Source organism: Nocardia sp. NPDC059764, assembly GCF_042732555.1.
Classification (GTDB): domain Bacteria; phylum Actinomycetota; class Actinomycetes; order Mycobacteriales; family Mycobacteriaceae; genus Nocardia.
Map to the genome: position 1 here is coordinate 1 of NZ_JBHWHH010000141.1, position 18,783 is coordinate 18,783.

General features: G+C 66.4%; 15 protein-coding genes and 1 pseudogene. 6 read left to right on the top strand and 10 right to left on the bottom strand.

Translation table 11 applies throughout. The annotated features are described in order from the left end of the window. A partial coding sequence (locus tag ACFV4K_RS26195; RefSeq protein ID WP_379278438.1) for a beta strand repeat-containing protein occupies positions 1-1,586 on the bottom strand: 1,586 nt, incomplete at its 3' end. Between the two features lie 1,516 nt (positions 1,587-3,102). Between ACFV4K_RS26195 and ACFV4K_RS26200 the strand changes: the two genes are divergently transcribed. The 3 genes from ACFV4K_RS26200 to ACFV4K_RS26210 all read left to right on the top strand — a co-directional run bounded on the left by ACFV4K_RS26200 (position 3,103) and on the right by ACFV4K_RS26210 (position 6,771). Continuing rightward, positions 3,103-4,089 carry a hypothetical protein gene (locus ACFV4K_RS26200; RefSeq protein WP_379278440.1) on the top strand — a complete coding sequence of 329 codons (987 nt, stop codon included), beginning with the start codon at positions 3,103-3,105 and terminating at the stop codon, positions 4,087-4,089. Positions 4,090-4,517: 428 nt separating this feature from the next. Further along, complete coding sequence (locus ACFV4K_RS26205; RefSeq protein WP_379278442.1) at positions 4,518-4,973, top strand: MarR family winged helix-turn-helix transcriptional regulator; 456 nt, start codon at positions 4,518-4,520, stop codon at positions 4,971-4,973. Then, positions 4,966-6,771: an AMP-dependent synthetase/ligase gene (locus ACFV4K_RS26210; protein WP_379278444.1), complete on the top strand. Its 1,806-nt coding sequence runs from the start codon at positions 4,966-4,968 to the stop codon at positions 6,769-6,771. Before ACFV4K_RS26205 ends, ACFV4K_RS26210 begins: the two co-directional genes overlap by 8 nt. A gap of 461 nt (positions 6,772-7,232) precedes the next feature. Here the strand turns inward: ACFV4K_RS26210 and ACFV4K_RS26215 are convergent, their stop codons facing one another. Then, complete coding sequence (locus ACFV4K_RS26215) at positions 7,233-7,781, bottom strand: MarR family winged helix-turn-helix transcriptional regulator (RefSeq protein ID WP_379278446.1); 549 nt, start codon at positions 7,779-7,781, stop codon at positions 7,233-7,235. 297 nt (positions 7,782-8,078) lie between these two features. On the opposite strand from ACFV4K_RS26215, the pseudogene ACFV4K_RS26220 reads away from it, so the two are divergent. Both ACFV4K_RS26220 and ACFV4K_RS26225 read left to right on the top strand, forming a co-directional pair. Beyond that, positions 8,079-8,228, top strand: a pseudogene (locus ACFV4K_RS26220) (MerR family transcriptional regulator); the annotation flags it as partial. A 144-nt stretch (positions 8,229-8,372) separates the two neighbouring features. Continuing rightward, positions 8,373-8,723, top strand: a complete 351-nt coding sequence (locus ACFV4K_RS26225; RefSeq protein WP_379278448.1) for a hypothetical protein — start codon at positions 8,373-8,375, stop codon at positions 8,721-8,723. A gap of 389 nt (positions 8,724-9,112) precedes the next feature. Here the strand turns inward: ACFV4K_RS26225 and ACFV4K_RS26230 are convergent, their stop codons facing one another. Further along, entirely contained in the window at positions 9,113-9,802 is a 690-nt protein-coding gene (locus ACFV4K_RS26230) for a hypothetical protein (protein WP_379278450.1), read from the bottom strand. 304 nt (positions 9,803-10,106) lie between these two features. Here ACFV4K_RS26230 and ACFV4K_RS26235 point away from each other — a divergent pair, with 304 nt between their 5' ends. After that, positions 10,107-10,322 carry an alpha/beta hydrolase gene (locus ACFV4K_RS26235; protein WP_379278463.1) on the top strand — a complete coding sequence of 72 codons (216 nt, stop codon included), beginning with the start codon at positions 10,107-10,109 and terminating at the stop codon, positions 10,320-10,322. Between the two features lie 859 nt (positions 10,323-11,181). Here the strand turns inward: ACFV4K_RS26235 and ACFV4K_RS26240 are convergent. The 7 genes from ACFV4K_RS26240 to ACFV4K_RS26270 form a co-directional block, all read right to left on the bottom strand. Continuing rightward, a complete protein-coding gene (locus ACFV4K_RS26240; protein ID WP_379278452.1) occupies positions 11,182-12,006 on the bottom strand; it encodes an alpha/beta fold hydrolase in 825 nt (274 codons plus the stop codon). 48 nt (positions 12,007-12,054) lie between these two features. Beyond that, complete coding sequence (locus ACFV4K_RS26245) at positions 12,055-12,837, bottom strand: alpha/beta fold hydrolase (RefSeq protein WP_379278453.1); 783 nt, start codon at positions 12,835-12,837, stop codon at positions 12,055-12,057. 35 nt (positions 12,838-12,872) lie between these two features. Next, entirely contained in the window at positions 12,873-13,352 is a 480-nt protein-coding gene (locus tag ACFV4K_RS26250; RefSeq protein WP_379278455.1) for a cupin domain-containing protein, read from the bottom strand. 14 nt (positions 13,353-13,366) lie between these two features. Beyond that, positions 13,367-14,158: an SDR family NAD(P)-dependent oxidoreductase gene (locus ACFV4K_RS26255; protein WP_379278457.1), complete on the bottom strand. Its 792-nt coding sequence runs from the start codon at positions 14,156-14,158 to the stop codon at positions 13,367-13,369. 8 nt (positions 14,159-14,166) lie between these two features. Continuing rightward, positions 14,167-14,961 (bottom strand): alpha/beta hydrolase, encoded by a 795-nt coding sequence (locus ACFV4K_RS26260; protein ID WP_379278459.1) that lies wholly within the window; start codon positions 14,959-14,961, stop codon positions 14,167-14,169. 92 nt (positions 14,962-15,053) lie between these two features. Continuing rightward, entirely contained in the window at positions 15,054-18,038 is a 2,985-nt protein-coding gene (locus ACFV4K_RS26265) for a LuxR C-terminal-related transcriptional regulator (RefSeq protein ID WP_379278460.1), read from the bottom strand. Positions 18,039-18,158: 120 nt separating this feature from the next. Continuing rightward, entirely contained in the window at positions 18,159-18,734 is a 576-nt protein-coding gene (locus tag ACFV4K_RS26270; protein ID WP_379278462.1) for a helix-turn-helix domain-containing protein, read from the bottom strand. Positions 18,735-18,783: the final 49 nt, after the last annotated feature.

Sequence of the window (18,783 nt, forward strand, 5' to 3'; positions counted from 1 at the left end):
CTCACCGCGGTCGCACCCGTGAGAGCGGTGCCGGTCAGCACCACCGACGTCCCGCCGGTTACCGAACCGACGTTCGGTACTGCCGCGATCAGGGTAGGAACCGCGACGTAGGTGTAGGCGACGCCGTTGCTGGTGCCGCCGACGGTGGTGGCGGTGACCAGAACTGTCCCGGCCGAACCCGCCGGGGCGACCGCGGTGATCTGGGTGGCGGAATCAACCGTGAACGAGGTCGCTGGTGTGCCACCGAAACTCACCGCCGTCGCACCGGTCAGGTCCGTCCCGGTCAGCACGACGGTCGTCCCGCCGGCCACCGGTCCCACGTTCGGTACCACGGTGGTCAGGGTGGGTATTGCGACGTAGGTGTAGGCGACGCCGTTGCTGGTTCCGCCGACGGTGGTGACGGTGACCAGGACCGTCCCTGCTGCCCCCGCGGGGGCGACCGCGGTGATCTGGGTAGCGGAGTTGACGGTGAACGAAGTTGCCGGTGTGCCACCGAAACTCACCGCCGTCGCACCGATGAGGTTCGTCCCGGTCAGCACGACAGTCGTCCCGCCCGTCACCGGTCCCACGTTCGGTACCACGGTGGTCAGCGTGGGTACTGCGACGTAGGTGTAGGCGACGCCGTTGCTGGTCCCGCCTGCGGTCGTGACGGTCACCTGCACCGTCCCGACCGCGTGGGCCGGGGCGACCGCGGTGATCTGGGTGGCGGAGTTGACGGTGAACGAGGTCGCCGGTGTGCCACCGAAACTCACCGCGGTCGCACCCGTGAGAGCGGTGCCGGTGAGCACGACCGTGGTTCCGCCGGTCACCGATCCTGAAACGGGGGCGATGCTGATCAGGGCCGGCACCGCGGCATAGGTGTAGGAGACGCCGTTGCTGGTTCCGCCCAACCCGGTGACGGTCACCTGCACCGTCCCGGCCGTATGAGCGGGGGCGATGGCGGTGATCTGGGTGGCAGAGTTCACGTTGAATATCGTTGCGGTCGTGCCGAATCGGACGGTCAACGGGCCGGTGAATCCGGTACCCGTGATCGTCACGCTGTTCCCGCCCGCAGTGGGTCCGGAGGTCGGGGCGATAGAGGTGATGGCCGGAACGACGACGTAGACGTAGACGACCGGATTGCTGGTGCCACCCGGTCCGGTGACGGTGACAGTGACGATCCCGGTGCCCGCGGGGGTGACGGCGGTGATCTGGGTGGCGGAGTCGACGGTGAACGAGGTCGCCGGTGTGCCACCGAAACTCACCGCGGTGACGCCGGTGAGACCCGAACCGGTGAGTGTCACTGTCGTCCCGCCCGCGGTCGTTCCTTGGTTGGGACTGATGCTGATCAACGCCGGCACCACGAGATAGGTGTAGGGCACCCCGTTGCTGGTGCCCGCCGAGGTGGTGACGGTGACCTGCACGGTCCCGACCGAGCCGGCGGGGGCGATCGCGGTGATCTGCGTCGGGGAATTCAGGGTGAAAGTCGTTGCGGTAGTGCCGAAGCGCACAGTGGTCGGCCCGGTGAACCCGGTACCGGTGATCGTGACGATGGTTCCCCCCGTCGTGGGCCCGGAGGTCGGGGAGAGAGACGTGATGGTAGGCATGATGCTTGCCTCCTTACTGCTTGAGGTGATAATTCCTCGGTTGCATCCGTGTGATTACCCGAGTTGTCATGTCGGCCCGCTACTTCCATTAACGCCCCTGAAACACGCCGCCGACCTGCCTGACGGGTTCGTTTTTGTCCGTTATTCGGACTCGCGCAGCGGGTTGGTATCTGAAGGATTCCCAGTCGGTTGTCAACCCCTACTGGTCCTGCGTCCGAGCGTCGTGATAGCGAGCACCATCGCAATCGTTGAATCCAGCGAACGACAGGCAATCTAAAGTCAAGCGCCACAATGGCTTTGATTATCATCGGGGCCAACCAGGGGCGGTGCTCCGAGGCGATCGCGACACAGGTGAGGTCTACGATCCCAAGGATTTCGCGTGCACCGGTTGAGTTCTGCACCGCCGCCGCAGCTATGACACGACCATTTAGTCTGTTTCCAATTCGTCACCAGTGGATCAGGCTCAGCGGGAACAGGCGGCGGGGCGAAGGGCTGAGTGCATCAGCCCGTGGGAGGTCGTGGAGTAGGACGAGACCGACGGCATCCAGCAGAGCATCAGGAGCGCAGGGCGGAGCGGGTATTCGGGAAGCGCGGCATCCTCGCGTTCGGCGGTCCGGATGCTGGCATTCCCAGCTTCCACATGGTCGGGCTTGTTCCGTCCTGGGAACCGGTCGATCAAGTTCGGCATGAGCACTGGCCCGTTCAGCGGCCCGGCCGACGCGGTGGGTGAACCGCAGATGCGCATCGAGATGCGCGCGTCCTCTTCTGACGAAGACCCGCATGCGCGACGGCGCCGTGGCCGGCCCATGATCCCAGCCGGCTCTGGCCGAAGGTGCGCGCCACCCCACACCAATTCCCTGAGCCAGCGGCCAGCGGCCAGCGGTCGGGATCGTCGTGACCTCGACTCGGGCAAACGCTGCGAATACGGACAAAAGCGGATCGGAGATGCGTTGCCCTGCAACGGGATGGGGTGCTTAATGGAAAGAGCGGGCCATCAATCGAGTTGGGCAACCATCCGGTGCAGTAGAGGAAACACCATTGCGGCAAAGGAGGTAGTGCCATGCCTACCATCACCTCTCTCTCACCCACCTCGGCTCCCACGACGGAAGGCGCGAACCATGTGTCGGGTATTGGCTCTGCTGGTCCTTCGATCGTGCGGCTCGGTGCTCCCGTGACTACCTCCACCGTCAGCTCGGATACGTAGATCATGGCGATCGCCTCTGTCGGCTCGGTCGAATTGAGCATGTCACGGCTACCGCCTCAGGGGGAGTCGGCAACAGAGGCTGTTGCGTTGGCGTACCTGCCTTGAACAGCATCAGGCCCAGCCGAGGGGCCGGTGCGTGCGGCGCTATGGCGCAGCCTCGCCGGGGCTGGCCTGTCGATCGCCAAGGGCGGTACTGCGTCCAGGCCATTTCCGGACATCGTTGATTGCCCAGCCGGGCTGTGGTCATCGGTCGAGTCGCCGCCACCCGGGTGGTTGCAGGGGTTAGGGGTTTCATTGGCTACCGTCCTGAAAATGCTGCTGGCCGAGCAGCATCTCAAGAGCCACTCGGATTTTCTGTCTGCATACGATCGGTGTGCCGCACAGCTCGATCCTCCCGTCCCTCCAGGGTATGGGCCGGCGAAGACACAGTTCTATCGATGGCTTTCGGGCAGGATGGTCGGGCTTCCCCGTGACTATCATTGCCGGGTGTTGGCCAAGATGTTCCCCGGTTGGACGGTCGAGAATTTGTTTCAGATGGCAGAGGCCGCACCAATAGTCGCTCGAGCACGCGAGTCGGGTCTTCTCGGAACAGATATCGAACTCGGGGAATTCCTCGGCGCTGAGATGATCACCAGCGGGATCACTCTCGTGTACCCGACCTTCGAGGTGCCGCTACGGCCTGTGCAAGCGTGCCGTGCGGCCGAGGTTCCGCATCGATGTACACTCGGGAACAAGGTCCGAGCGTTTGCCGCTGACTATCGCTCGGATGCTCTGGTTGTCTTGCCGCAGAAGGAAGTTCGCGGACTGCTTTACGTATTTTCTGTCCTCCAGCGCCACACCGCTATATCGATTGAGATCCGCGGCGACCGGGACATCGTTGCGGATAGCGACCACCCATACATCAGCTTCGGGCTGACTTGCAACGACTGCACGCGTATGTACCTCGAATCCGTCGAGCGTCCACTATTCACTATCAACAGCATTGGCGCTGACGGCGGTTCCCATTTCGAGCAACTGGAATTGGCGGACGGTAGACGGTATGACTCGAGCACCGATCACAACGTCGGCTTCATCGCGCGGGTGCGACCTAGTCCGGATCTGCACCCCGGCCGGTACTGGATATTCTGCGCGGGCTTGGGCCCGCGTGGTACCGCCGCGGCAAGTTGGTATCTCGCCAACTCCTGGAGTCTCCTGCAGCGACGTGCCGGTGATCGCGAGTTTGTCGCAGTAGTCGGTGTCGGTGAGAACTCTGACGGTGCGGCCCACTTGGAGCATATTCTGATCGGATCGACATCCTGATGCAGGCTCCTGGGCTACGGACTTGCCCGCTGGCTCGTTGCTCAAAGGGCCCATGGTGGCATCGAACTCGGGCGCCGCACGCAGGTTCACCGTCGCCCAGGCCGTGTGGTGGGTATCAGCGCTGGGCGCCGACTTCGGCGGCATCGGTGAAGGCGATGCGGAACAGGTGCACGATCATCTCGGCCAGGAACAACAGCGCGGCCCAATGACGAACCTGACGAACGTTCAAGACGCATCCGCACACGTATCACGTCGCCTAGGTTGAGCCATCTGGCCACAACTGCGCGAACGGAATTGAACGCCGGAGGAGGAGGCGGTCCTGGACCGGATGGCCGAGCACGTGCAGATCGATGAAGCGCAAGCATTGCCGCTCGCATGCCACCCCCCGGAGGCGATCCGCGGCTGACCGCACGGGGTATAGTTGCGCTATGCAACACGCTGTTAAGCGGTGGTCGCCCGATCTGGTGGCGGTCCACGACGGACTGACGCAAATCGTGCGGGAGATCATCGCGGGACGCCCTGCCGCCGAGGGGCTGCCGTCGTTCGCGCAGCAGTCGGCGCTGTCGTACATCGAGCGGAATCCGGGGTGCCGGGCTACGGAGATCGCCGAGGCGTTCGGGGTGCATCGGTCGACAGTGTCGCGGCAGGTGCGGGCCTGTGTGGAGGTGGGCTGGGTGGAGGCCGGGGAAGGCAGCCTGCATGCTGGGTATCCGTTGATTCTGACCACTGCGGGGCGGCGCGTGCTGGCGGCGGCCGCCGGGCATGATCTGACTCGGCTCGGCGAGCGGATGGCCGACTGGACTCCTCGCGAGATCGCCGATTTCGCTCGCGCGCTGCGGCGACTCCATCGACCCGATCAGACCATAGGAGATGACCATGCGTGAGTTCGCGGCGGCGGCCACATTCACCATTGCCGAGGATGAAACCATCGTCGGCTCGGTCTTCACCCAGGCCGAGCGGGCTCCGGGACGAGTGTTGTTCTCCCGGCCGGTCGGCGACGGCTGGCTCGATGTGACCGCCGAGGAGTTCGCGCGGCTGGTCTCCGCGGTCGCGAAGGGGTTGATCGCCAACGGGATTCAGCCTGGGGACCGCGTGGTGCTGCTGTCGGCGACCCGGTTCGAGTGGTCGCTGCTCGACTTCGCGATCTGGGCGGCGGGAGCGGTCACCGTGCCGGTCTACGATTCGTCTTCCGCCGAGCAGGTGCGGTGGATCCTTGAGGACTCCGGGGCGGCCCTCGCGGTCGTGGAGACCGCCCGGCACAAGGATCTGCTCGATGGCGCGCCCGACACCCTGCGTCGGATGCTGGTCATCGACGATGGGGCCGAAGCCGTCCTGATCGCCGACGGCGAGAGCGTTTCCGGTGAACTCCTGCGAGAACGGTTCGGTGGTTTGCGCGCCGGCGGCCTCGCCTCGCTGGTGTACACCTCCGGCACCACCGGCCGCCCCAAGGGCTGCATGCTCACACACCGCAACTTGCTCTCGGAGGTGCGCGGCATCCTGAGCGCCAGCATCGGCGAGGTCTCTCGTCCCGGGCAGCGGATGCTCACCTTCCTGCCGCTGGCGCACGTGCTGGCCCGTGCGGTGTCGCTGGCCGCCTTCGAGGGCGGGATGACCCAGGCGCACTGGGCGGACTTCAAGACCATTACCGCGCAGTTCGCGCGCTTCCGCCCGCACGCGATTCTCGGGGTGCCGCGTGTGTTCGAGAAGGTGCGCGACGGCGCGGAGAAGAAGGCGCGCGACGGCGGCAAGGTCAAGGGGGCGGTATTCGGATTCGCGGAGCGCACCGCGATCCGTTGGAGCGAAAAGCTGGATCGCACAGGAGGATTCGCGCAGCGTCCCTCCTTGCTCCTGCGGGTTCAGTACGCCCTGTGTGACCGGCTGGTGTACGCGCCGCTGCGCGAAGCTCTCGGCGGGAACTGCGAATTCGCGATCTCCGGCGGCGGAGCGCTGGCACCGCGGCTGGGGCATTTCTTCCGCGGCGTCGGCGTCCCGATTTACGAGGGCTACGGGATGACCGAGTCCACCGCGGCCCACTGCGTCAACGTGCCGGGTGCGGTGAAGATCGGCAGCGTGGGACAACCCTTGGGCGGCAACGCGATTCGGATCGCCGAGGACGGCGAGATCGAGCTGTCCGGTGGTGTGGTGTTCGCCGGATACTGGCGCAACGAGCAGGCCACGGCCGCGGCGATTCCCGACGGCTGGCTGCGCACCGGTGACATCGGCGTCCTCGACCGGGACGGCTTCGTGTCGATCACCGGCCGCAAGAAGGATCTGCTCGTCACCGCCGGCGGCAAGAACGTCTCACCCGGCCCGATGGAAGACCGCATCCGTTCCCACGCGCTGATCTCGCAAGCGGTCGTCCTCGGCGATGGGCGCCCGTTCATCACCGCGCTGATTACCCTCGACCCGGAATCGTTCACCGCCTGGAAGGCCGCCGCCGGCAAGCCCGCCAACGCCACCATCGCCGACCTGCGCGCCGATCCCGCCCTCCGAGCCGAGATCCAGCGCGCGATCGACGACGCCAACGGCACCGTCTCCCACGCCGAATCCATCAAGAAATACGCCCTGCTCGACCGCGACCTCACCGAGGAATCCGGCGAGCTCACCGCCACCCTCAAGGTCAAGCGCCACGTGATCGCCGAACGATTCGCCGACACGATCGAAAACATGTACCGGCACTGATCGGCCGTCCCGGCGCGAGACAGCGCGGCCGACGGCCCCGCCGCATGCCGGAAGAGCAATGCGCCGAGGCCATCTCGGAGCTGCAGATTCGGGCGATGGCCGGTGTGTGGACGTGGAGCCTCCCGATGGTAGCCATGCCATCTTTGCTGCATGCCGGACCGAACACGTCGAGTTCTGAACGGCGGCGGGTTGCCAGCGGATCCCGAAGATTGTGCGAGATCGCGGGAACGGCCACGATGGGCATCAGGTCGTGGATTGTGCGGCGTCACAAGCGTGGACCTCACCGGACACGGGCAGAGCTACGTTTCGCACCGTTGTTCCTCATGCCCGTTCGTGGTCGCCGATCTGCCAGCCCAGGCGGTGACGTCCTCGGCGTCACCGCGCCGCAGTAGGAAGCGGCATTCGTAGTCGTCGGGCCGGAATCGCATCGCGTGGTGAGAAAGTCGTCCGCGTGCAGTCGGTCAGGTCTCGTCCGAAGTGGTGCCGGTCGCTGAACCGGCCGGCCTCGATGACGGTGTATCCCTGTGGCTGGTTCGCCGCAGGGCGCGCTGGGCGGGTATCGGTCCATCGGCGTCGCGGTGCAGTGAGCGTTCCAGGCTGCTGACCAGTCGCTCGAGGGCCAGGTGTTCGTCGGCGTCGAGCGTTGCGAGCAGCTGTTGTTCGGTTGTGTGGTAGTGGGCGAGGAGGCGGTCGGTCAGGTCCAGGCCGTACTCGGTCAGTCTGAGGTGGATGATGCGGCGGTCCTGCTCGTCACGTTCGCGGGTAATCAGCCCCGCCCTCTCCAACTTGTCCGCGCGTACCGTCATCCCGGAGCAGGTGACCATGTCGAGGGCGGCCAGTTGGCTGGTGGTCAACGAATGGGCGGCATCGGCCCGACGCAGGGTCACGAGTACATGAAAGCTGGCGGCGTTGAGCCCGTGCTGCTTGAGGACGGGTGCCAGTTGGGCCTTCCAGAGGGCCGCGATCCGGTAGAGGCGGCCGAGTGGCCGAAAAGCCGGGTCCTCGGCCAAGGGCGCCGGTGGAGTGCGGGGGTGCGGTCTGAGGGGGTGGGCGTTGCTACGGGTGTCGGCCGGGGCACGGGCGCCTTCTATGTTGTCGTGTCTGGTCATGCTTTGTGATCCTGGCCTGGTGTCAGAAATACCGGTCGCTATCCAGCGGTCCTACGCCAGCGCGAGGCCGGCGTAGGACCTGTTCACGCGTGCGTCAGCCCCTCGGAGCAGGCTGCGATCCCGGTTCGTGGGGCGCGGTCCGGTGCAGGCCCTTGAGGTCGTAGAGGTGGGTGACGGCGACGCAGAACGCCGGTCGGAACAATCAAGTACTACCTGCGGGAAGGCCTGCTGCCGCCGGGGCAATCCCTTGGCGCCACCCTTACCCTGTACGGCGACGAACACGTTCAGCGCCTGCGCCTGATCCGCGCCCTGACCGCCCGTGGCGGCCTGTCCATCGCCGCCACCCGCGACGTCCTCACGGCGATCGACCAGCCGCTGGAACCACTGGACACACTCCGCGTCGTCCACTACGCCCTGCCCACCCCGGTCGACGCCGCCGAGACCGGCCCGGTCGACGAACAGGCTCCGCAGGTCGACCAGCTGTTGCGGGCCATGGGTTGGGACATCTCCGACGCATCTCCGCACCGCAGAGCGCTCGCCGCAAGCCTGATGGACCTCAACCGCCTCGGCATGGAGTACAGCACCGAAGAACTCCTGCCCTATGCCGAACTCGCCGCCGCCGCAGCACGACTCGACCTCGACAGACTCGAAGACATCAAGGACCGCCTACGACTCGCCGAGCACGCCGCGATCGTCGTACTGCTCCTCGAACCGGTCCTTGCGGTCCTGCGGCGCCTTGCCCAGGAGGACGAATCCCGCCGCCGAACGGCCTGGGTCCCCACAGCCGACGGCGCAGTCGCACAGTCCACATCACACGCGCGCCACACGAAAGAACTCCGCTGACACGAGACCTGGATCGACCGGGCGCTGGACCTGTCCCCGAAAATGACCGCGGTCGTAGGGGTTCCGCTTCCGCCGGCCTCGACCCAGATCCGGTTCATGTGGTTGGGGACTGCCCCGCCGCCACGCGGGCGACCGTGCGTGCTCACCTCCCGCCACCGACAGGCATGCATTGTCGTTGCCCGCGAAGGACTCACCGACCCCCTGGGCTGGTCGTGTTGGCAACTTCCCGATATGCCTGCGCCCGTTTTGCGCATGAGACCGTGAAATGTCTTGCCACCTGCTGATGCTCGGTGGATCAAGCGGGACGCGGTGGGACGGTGCGATCGCTGGGTGTGAACCCAACGGTCGCTGGACCCCAAGTGGACGATGATGACGTCGGCTCCCCGCCGTCAGCGCGGGCGCGCGCCGATTGTGGAGGCGTTTTCGGTGCTGGGAGCCGGGTTCGCGACGACGCGTTCACGGAGATTGGTGAACTGGCGTAGTTGCATGATGAAGTGGGCGGGCTCGCCGATGAGCCGGTCGGGCAGGGCCATCAGTGAGCGCGGCCCGCTGTGGCCGACGGTACGGACCACCAGGCGGGTGTGACCGCCGGGTAGCTCGGTCAAATGGAATGCCCAAATGCCGGCGGCGAATACGCGGGGGAGCGGACCGCGCGGGTCGAAGGACCGGCCACGCGATATTTCGATGTCGCTGCGCAGGACCAGGGTGCGCGGGCGGTCGATGAGCGCGACGGTGAAGTACAGCTTGCCGTCGGGGCTGGTGTCGATCCGATCGCCTTCGTCCAGCTGTTGCCATTGCGCCATGATCCGGGTGGCGCTGGGTCTGCCGCGATTGTCGAGCAGGTCCCAGCTGTACCACCCGGCGCGTTCGGTGCCCATCTGGATCAGCCACGGCCAGACCGCCTCCGGTGGCGCGGGCAGCGTGGTGGCCATGGTCGATCGGCCCGTGGGTGCGGGCACCAGGCTGTCACCGGGATACTCCGCGGCGACCTCCTCCGCGGTCGCGCCCCAGGTCAGCATTCGACGTCGAAACGTCAGCGCGGTCGCCGCCGCCAGTATTGGAAAAAGAATTCGCCGCATGTCGTCCTCCACTGAGCTCTCATCAAGCTCACTGTGATTCGGCAGGACAATCCAGAGCCGATAGTCCCCTCTCGCCGGGTCGTCGGTACTGCGGCAACCGATTCCGCACCGACCTCATTCGGCTCTCTCTCGTCGCCGGCGGGCCGAATCCGGGGGACTCCTTTTCGAAATTCCCGACGATCAGCAGGACTGCGGATCCGAGACTTCGGCGCTGACTCGCAGACCATTTCGAGGAGGTGCTCGCCTGCCGCACCGTGTAGGCCAACGTGCCGCCGGCGACCTCTGCGGCCTGCCCGCCACCTATATCGACGTCGGATCCGCGGAGGTCTTCCGAGACGAGGACGTCGACTACGCGACGCGGATCTGGGCATCCGGAGGCCAGGCCGAACTCCATGTATGGGCAGGCGGCTGCCACGGCTTCGATTCGCTGTTCCCACACGCCGAACTCGCCATCGCCGCCCGCCGGGCTCGCACCGACTGGCTCACCCGGACTCTGAACTCGGCCCGGACACACGACTGACGAGACGCGATGGGCCGTTGTTCCGCCGCCACACCCGGCGGGAAGCCGCCGATGCCGGACAACGCGCCAGCTCCGTCTCCAGCGGCCGGGATTGGCAACGGATTTGGCAACCGGACACGGCGAAATCCAGCGGGCCGGGTGATACGACGCGAATAGCACGGACGAACGAAACCCCGCTGACGGCCACAGAATGGATTCATTGCAACCGGCGGAACCGTGGGACGGGTCCTCGTTGGCTCATAACCCAGAGGTCGCAGGTTCAAATCCTGTCCCCGCTACAAACGAGGGCGGTCCTAACCGGTAGGTTTCAGGACCGCCCTCAACTTTTATCGAGGTTCGTGGCAACGGATTTGGCATCATCCCGATTCGGCTGTGCCGATGATCGCCTGAGAGCCAGTGAAATGTATCGCTACCAGCTGATATCTAGCGGAACGCGGCAGAACTGGTGGGACTGTGTCCGGTGGGTCGCCAGCCCATTGGTCCTAGACGGTTGCTCAGGTTGAGGTTCGTTGACGTCCATGATCTTTCGGGTCTGGGTGGCTTCCAGGTTGTCCCGCAAGGTCGGCGTGGCCAATGGCGCTGGGCAACAGTCAGCCGGAGTGAGTCCCCAATGATCTGTCGTGGTGTGGGTTCGTTTCGCCGGGGTGGCACGTACAGCATCCACAACAGCGCGGACTCGCAGTGAGCTGCTGGTTTCCGCCGATGTGCCGGTAGCCCGACGGGTTTGTCGGCAGTCACCGTGGTGATCCGTGCTGGGCATGGGTACGACCTGTGCGCATGCCCCGATGGCAACCGGTCGAACCAGTGTCGCCCTTCACCGGTGATTCCTCACTCGGATCACCGCTGGGAGTTATCGGCTTCAGGAGCGGATGAACGCGAGCAGGTCGCTGTTGATGGTTGCGGCCTCGGTGGTGGGCATTCCGTGGGGGAAGCCCGGGTAGGTTTTCAGGGTGCTGTTGGGCAGCAGTTCGGCCGAGCGGATGCCGGTGTCCTGGATGGGGACAACCTGGTCGTCTTCGCCGTGCATGACGAGGACAGGGATGGTGATCTTGGTGAGTTCTTCGGTGAAGTCGGTCTGGGAGAACGCGACCACACCGTCGTAGTGGGCCTTGGCGCCGCCGGTCATGCCCTGGCGCCACCAGTTGGCGATCACGCCTTCGGAGGGCTGTGCGCCGGGCCGGTTGTAGCCGTAGAACGGTCCTTCGGCGAACAAGCGGAAGAAGTCCGACCGGCGGGTGGCGACCTGTTGCTGGATGTCGTCGAAGACCGACTTGTCCAGTCCGCCAGGGTTGTCGGCGGTCTTGACCATGATCGGCGGTACCGCACTGATCAGGACGGCTTTGGCCGCCCGGTCCTGTCCGTGGCGCGACAGGTACCGCACGACCTCCCCGCCGCCGGTGGAGTGTCCGATATGCACCGCATTCGACAAATCGAGATGCGTGACGACGGCCGCGAGATCTTCGGCGTAGTGGTCCATATCGTGGCCGTCGGCGACCTGAGACGAACGGCCGTGCCCCCGCCGGTCGTGGGCGATCACCCGGAAACCGTGCGACAGGAAGAACATCAGCTGTGCGTCCCAGTCATCCGAGGACAAAGGCCAGCCGTGGCTGAAGACGATGGGCTGCCCGCTGCCCCAGTCCTTGTAGTAGATGTCGACGCCGTCCGACGTGGTGATGATGGGCATGTTGCGCTCCTTGTGATCGTCGAGGGTGGGAGATGGTTGTCGAGGCCCTCACCGAGCGGCTTGTTCGATGAAGGCGGCGACTACGTCCGGTCGGGAGACCAGCGAGGCGTGCGAGGCATCGACCTCGGCGGTGTGCGCACCCATCCGCTGCGCGAAGAAACGTTCGGCGGCGGGTGCGATCACGCGGTCGGCGGAGGAAACCAGATACCAGGTGGGAGTGGTTGTCCAGGAGGCGGGCCCACTGGGCTCCAGCAGCGCGGTCAGGGCGATGGAGTGCTGGTGGGCGATCATGTTCGCCGCTGTCGCGGGCGAAACGTCCTGTGCGAAAACGCTGTTGAAGGAGTCGGCGGCGACGTAGCCATCGACTCCCGAGCTCGAAGGCGTCAAAGCCAGTGCGGGCGGCTGCAATTGGCTTCCGGGGAACCGGAGAGGGTCCATGGCGATCGCGATGGGTTCGCCCTGCTGCGGTGCGAAGGCCGCGATGTAGACCATGGCCTTCACGTCCGCGTCATGGACGTTGGTGATCACCGCGCCACCGTAGGAGTGACCCGCCAGCACGACCGGGCCGTCGATGTCGGCGAGCGACTTCTCGATGGCTGCCGCGTCGTTGGCGGGGCCGCGTAACGGGTTGTCCGGCACCACGACTCGGTATCCGTCGGTGCGCAGGGCGGCCGCGACACCGTCCCAGCTGGTGGCGTCGGCGAAGGCCCCGTGCACCAGCACGATGGTCGGGCGTGGTGTGTCGGCCTGCGCGGGCGCGGCGGACACGGCCAGCGCGGCGGCCAGGACGGTAGCGGCGAACGATGCCTTCAGGCTATTGCACACGCGCATGACGGTTCCTATCCAAGATATCCGCCGCATCGATTTCACGATCGGGGGAGAGGCGGGAGCGGCGGGCCACTGAGACGGGTGTCGAACTGCGCGGCGGCGGCTGCCAGAGCGTCCAGATCCGGTGGGACCTGTTGCACCAGAGGCGCGGTGGATTCGAAGAATCCCTGCATACCACCGGGGATGAACATGGTCAGGAATCGCGCCGGAACCGCTCCGCCGTTGATCCACGTGTGGCTGGTGCCTCGGGGGATGAAGACCAGTGTTCCTTCCTCGGCGTCGTGGAGTTGATCGCCGAGCAGGACTCGGACGGTTCCCTCCAGGACGTAGAAGATCTCGTCGCTGTTGTCGTGGATGTGCTGCGGCGGACCCGAGACGAATGGCAACGCCGTCACTTCGGCGGCATCGAAACGTCCACCGGTGTCCTTGGCGGTCACCTTCCACAGCAGGTGTTCGGTCTCGGTCATGGTGAATGGTTCGCCTTCTTTGGCGTGTACCACCGCGGGTTCGATTGCCATGACTTGCCTTTCGTTCAGAGCGTTTGGATGAGTCCGCCGTCGATCCTGAAGTCGGCGCCGGTGACGTTGGCGGTCCGTTCGCTCGCCAGCAGCAGCACCAGGTCGGCGACCTCCTGCGGGTGGGTGAACCGTCCGGTGACGCTCTGAGCCGCGGCCTGCCGGACCACCTCGTCGGGATCGGCGGACACCGCGGCGCTGACCACGGCGGCTACGCCCTGATCGCCCAGCCACAGCGCCGTGGTGACCGGTCCCGGTGAGATGGTGTTCGCTCGGACGCCTTGTGGGCCGAACTCTTTCGACAACGATTTGCTGAAGTTGGACAGGGCGGCCTTGGCCGCGGAGTAGTCGATGACGCCGGGATCGGGAAGAGACGCGTTGACCGAGCTGATCGTCACGATGGCGCTGGTGTCGCGCTGGATCAGATACGGGAGTGCGGCGCGGGCCGTGCGGACCGCGACGAGCAGGTTCGTCGTCAGCGACCACTGCCAGTCCTCGTCGGTCACGGAGAGGAACCCCTGCACCCGGGGGATGACCGCGCCGACATTGTTGACCACGATGTCGATTCCGCCGAACGCGGTCACGGCCTCGTCGACCAGCCGCTGCGGTCCCTCGGGCGTGGTGAGATCGATCAACGGTGTCCGCACGCCGTCGTGGGCGGCCAGTTCCTTCAGCTCCTGGCTTCCGGTGCGCGAGCCCGCGACCACCGACACCCCCTCGGCGGCAAGCGCTTTCGTCACAGCCAGGCCGATGCCCCGGCCGGCCCCGGTCACCACGGCCACCTTGCCCGCGAGGTTGAGGTCGAACATCGCGGTCCTCAGAGCTCCTGGCTCTTCAACCACGACAGGCAGGCATCGGCGACCTCGCGCCAGCCATGGTCGACCACCAGGGAATGCCCGCGGTCCGGGAATTCCAGGAGATCGGTGACCGCCTCGGAGTGGCGATACTGTTTCAGCGTCGCCCTGGTGACGGCCTCGGGGACCGTATGGTCCTTACCGCCGGTGATCAGCAGCAGCGGCCCGCGGCCCGCGTTGGCGGTGTCCACCTTGGCCGCGGAGTGCGGATTGAAGTTGGCCGCCGCCGCTTCGAACAGCGGTTTCCCGGGGGCGGGCACCGCCCAGCGCTCATACAGATCGTCGGATTCCTCGGCCGGAATGGCGTTGCCGAACGCGTACCGGAATTCCGCGGCGGTCAGCGACACCGCCCGGTTCCGGTTGGCGGGGTTCTTGAAGACGGGCGTGGTCGAGCGCAGCGCCGAAAGCGGCAGGGGCAGTACGCCTTTGATCTGGGCGGCGTCGATGGCGATCGCCGCGGCGGCGCGATCCTGCCCGAGCAGCTTCTGGGCGATCATGCCGCCGAAGGAGTGCCCGATGAGGATCGGCGGCGCGGGCAGCTCGGCGATGAGCGCGGCATAGTGTTCGACCACGTCGTCGATGCCGTGACCCGCCACATCGTCCGCAGCGGCCCGCGCCGACTGGACGGTGTCGGGTTCTCCGGGCCAGCCTGGTGCGGAGGTCCGGTAGCCGTGTTCCTGGAACAGCTCGAGCCAGGGCTGCCAGGACGCCGAGTGCAGCCAGAGTCCGTGGATGAAGAGGATCTGATTCGCGGTCACGATGTCTCCCTACGATTCTCGGTGGAGTCGACTCATTGATGAGACCCCGCGCGAACCCTCCGGCGAATCGGAGAAACCCCCCAGCGGTTTCCCTAGTCCCCCGGACTCAGCGTCGACCGCAGCTGCCTGCGGGATGTCACCGCGAGCTTCCGGAAGACCTTCGTGAGGTGGTACTCGACGGTGGAGGTGCTGATATAGAGGCGAGCCGCGATCTCGGTATTGGTCGCCCCCTCGGCCGCCAATGCCGCGATCTGGGATTCCTGGGGTGTGAGCTGTGGGAGGGGTGTCGGGTTCCTGCGGTGAACCCGTTCACCGGTGGCGGCGAGTTCGGCGCGGGCCCGCTCGGCGAAGAGCGGGGCCCGGGCCGAGGAGAACATCTCGAAGGCGAGCCGCAGCTGGACGCGGGCCTGTAGCCGCTGCTTCCGCCGGCGCAGCCACTCGCCGTAGAGCAGGTGTGTGCGGGCGAGGTCGACGGTGACCCCGGTGCGCCCGAGCTGGTCGATCGCTTCCTGATACGAGTCCGCCGCGGTGTCGTCGTCGGTCAGCAACGCTCGCGCTCGAGCCAGAGACCCCAGCGCCCAGGATGTTCCGCTGGCCCTCGCCTGCGCATCCAGCCTGGCGAACGCCAACAGGGCCGAATCGGTGTCTTGTACGCGGACTCCCGCCTCGACCATGTCGGCGAGCATCAGGTTGCTGTGCCCGGGCACGTCCTCGTCGTAGAGAAACCGCGCCAGGTCCAGGGCCGCGCGATAGTTCCCCAGACTCAATTCGAGAATGATCATGTAGCGCGCGGCCACCGCCGCCTGCATGGCTCGAGCGGGGAAGTCCGCTCCGTCGACGCTCGAGGCCAGCGCGCGGGCCGCTGCCTCCGCACCACTCCAGACCAAGAGCTCCAGCCGTTGCAGGGAGTGTTCGTCGCGCAGCCCGATCACCGTGAGCAGCTCGCGGGCCTCGGTCAGATAGTCGGCGCTCTCGTCGCGCCGACCCGCTCGCAGCGCGTCGATCGCCTGACATTCCAGTACGACCCGCAGCCCGACCAGGGCGCCGTTTTCCCGGTCGTAGGCATGCAGCCGTGTGAACACGTCCTGCCGGGCGCGGTCGTCCCACAACTCGTCGCACCCGAAATGGGCGAACACCGCCAAAGGCATCCCTTCTTCGGCGAGTTCTTCCTCGCGCAGGGCCTGGAGCGCGGTGCGCCACCGGGGCACGGCCGCCGAGTATCCCTCGCTGATCCGGGTGGCGTAGGCGACGACGAACAGGTCGTACACCGACAGTGCGGACGACCGTCCCTCGAGCGCACCCAGGACGGCGCGGGCGACCTCCAGCACCGTGGCGCCCACAGTGTCCGCTCTGGACAACATCGCCGAACTCAGTGCCTGGGAGTGCATGAGCCAGGCCAGTTCTCCGTCCGCCGGGCCCAGCTCCGCCACGGCGGCCAGCAGCAGAGCGGGCTGGTCTTCGAGTCGGCAGAAGTAGGTTTCGATGGCCGCTTTCAGCCAGCGGGCCCTGCCCCGCATCGCGGGCACCCGGCTCGCCGGTTGCGATTCGAGGAGTAGGCGTTGCGCGGACTGCGGATCACCGCACCTCAGATAGGTCTGGGCCGCGACCAGTCGCCTCTCGTCGCGCCGCGCTGTCGAGGGCGTCAACTCGGCTGCTCGGGCCAGCAGCAGCGCCTCGGCCGCGTAACCGCCGCGCGCTCGGGCGCGCTCCGCGGAGCTTTCCAGATCACGGGCGACCGTCTCGTCGACTCCCGCGGTGGCGGCGGCCAGGTGCCAGGCTCGCAGGTCGGGGTCGTGGTCGGGGTCGCAGGCCGCGGAGATCGCCTGATGTGCCCGCCGAAGGGCGCCGGGTCCGGCCGCTCCGTGCACGGCGGATCGGATCAACGGATGGGAGAACGCGAAACCGTTGCCGAGCACCAGCACTCCGGCCTCGACCGCGGGATCGGCGTCGTGCTCCGACAATCCGAGCAGCGCCGCCGCCCGCCACAGCAGCGCCTCGTCCCGGATCGGACTGATCGAAGCGAGCAGGAGCAGATCCTGGGTGGGTTTCGTGAGCGCCCGGATCTGCGTGAGGAAGCAGTCCGCGAGCCGCGAGGCGATCGGCAGCGGCTCGGGCAGCGCCGCGGATCCACCCAACTGCTCGGCCGTCAGCGAGGACACCAGGGTCACCAGTGCGAGAGGGTTGCCGTCGGTCTGCTCGGCAAGTCTCCGGGCGACCGCGTCGTTGAGAGAGCCGCGGGCGGTGCGGGCCAGCAGCGCCCGGGCGTCCGGGCCCGGAAGCCCCGCCACCGTGTGCACCGGCAACCCTTCGAAAACCGCACTGCCGCATGCCAGTTCACGCACCGCGAACAGCATTCCGACACCTTCGGCGTGCAGGCGACGCGCGACGAACGTCAACGCCTCACAGGATTCGCGGTCCAGCCACTGCGCATCGTCGATCAGACACACCAGCGGACCCTCGCCCGCCAGGTCAGCGAAGAGGCTCAGTGTCGCGAGGCCCACCAGGAAGCGATCGGGTGCCGGGCCCGCGACAAGCCCGAAAGCCGCACCCAGAGCCGCCTTTTGCGGCTCTGGAATACGATCGCGACGATCGAGGAACGGGTGCAGCAGACGGTGCAGCGCGGCGAATCCCAGGGGTAGCTCCGACTCGATGCCCGAAGTCCGCAGCACCAGCAGATCCTGTGCGGTATCGGCCAGATGATCGAGCAGCCGGGTCTTTCCGATGCCGGGCGACCCGGCCAGCACCAGAACGTCACTCAGGCCTGCTCGGACCTTTTTCGTGAAGGCTTCCAGCACAAGGCATTCCGCTGCCCGACCGACAAAGGGCAGGCCCTGTGCTCGAGCCGGCGCGGTCGGTTGGTCGCAGATTTCGGTCATCAGCGTTGCCTCAGTTCGAGATTCGATCGACCCGAGTCCGGTTCGGCGGCGGCCTCGTCGTTTGCCGGATAGCGGAGCGGCCTGAATGGCAGTAGCAGTACGCCGACGTCGAGAGGTCGGCCGACCGTTCTCGGTCGTGCTGTCCCAGCGTGCGGCGTGCGGGAGGGCCGCTCCCGTGACGGTGAGATCCGCGATGTTCATCGTGCCGCCTTCGCATCGTGGAGCCTGCGTTTCACGCTAAGGCGACGGTGTTCCGCATGAATCCCATGCCCGCGCATCGTGCGCGCGCAGACCATCACTGTGCCGAGGCAGTCAAATCCGTCAAGGGGCCTGGCGGTCGTTGGTTTGCTGCCATTCCCGGGGCGACATGCCGTAGGCGGCGCGGAATCGGCGCGCGAAATGGGCGGGGCTGGTGAAGCCCCATCGATGCGCTACCACCGTGATCGGCACGGTGCGGCCCTGACGAGCGAGGTCGGCGCGCGCGCCCTCGAGGCGGGCTCCGATGATCCACTGGCTCAGTGGGATTCCCGCCGCGGACCAGACATTGTACAAGTGCCGGACCGAAATGTTGTGTGCCCGCGCGATTTGATCGGGGTTGAGACCCGGGTCCCCGAGATGCTCTTCGACATAGGCGGCTATTCGCAGATACAGCGTCTCGTGGAGGTCCTCACGCTGACGAGGGTCGGCCGCGGCGGTGGTGATCAGCGCTCGAATCAGTTGGGTGGTAGCCGATTTGAGCATGATTCGAGCGGGGCCGGGCTCGATGTCACCCGCTTCGCCGAGTGCGGCGATATGGGCGCTGACCAAACCGTACAGCGGACTCGATTTGAGTCTGGATGCCGCGCTGCGGACGGTTTCGATCGGCAGCGCGAGTTGGTCGTAGTCGAAGATCACCACCTTGAGGCCGCCGAAACCGGGGGACGATAGGTCCGAGGTGCTGGTGCTG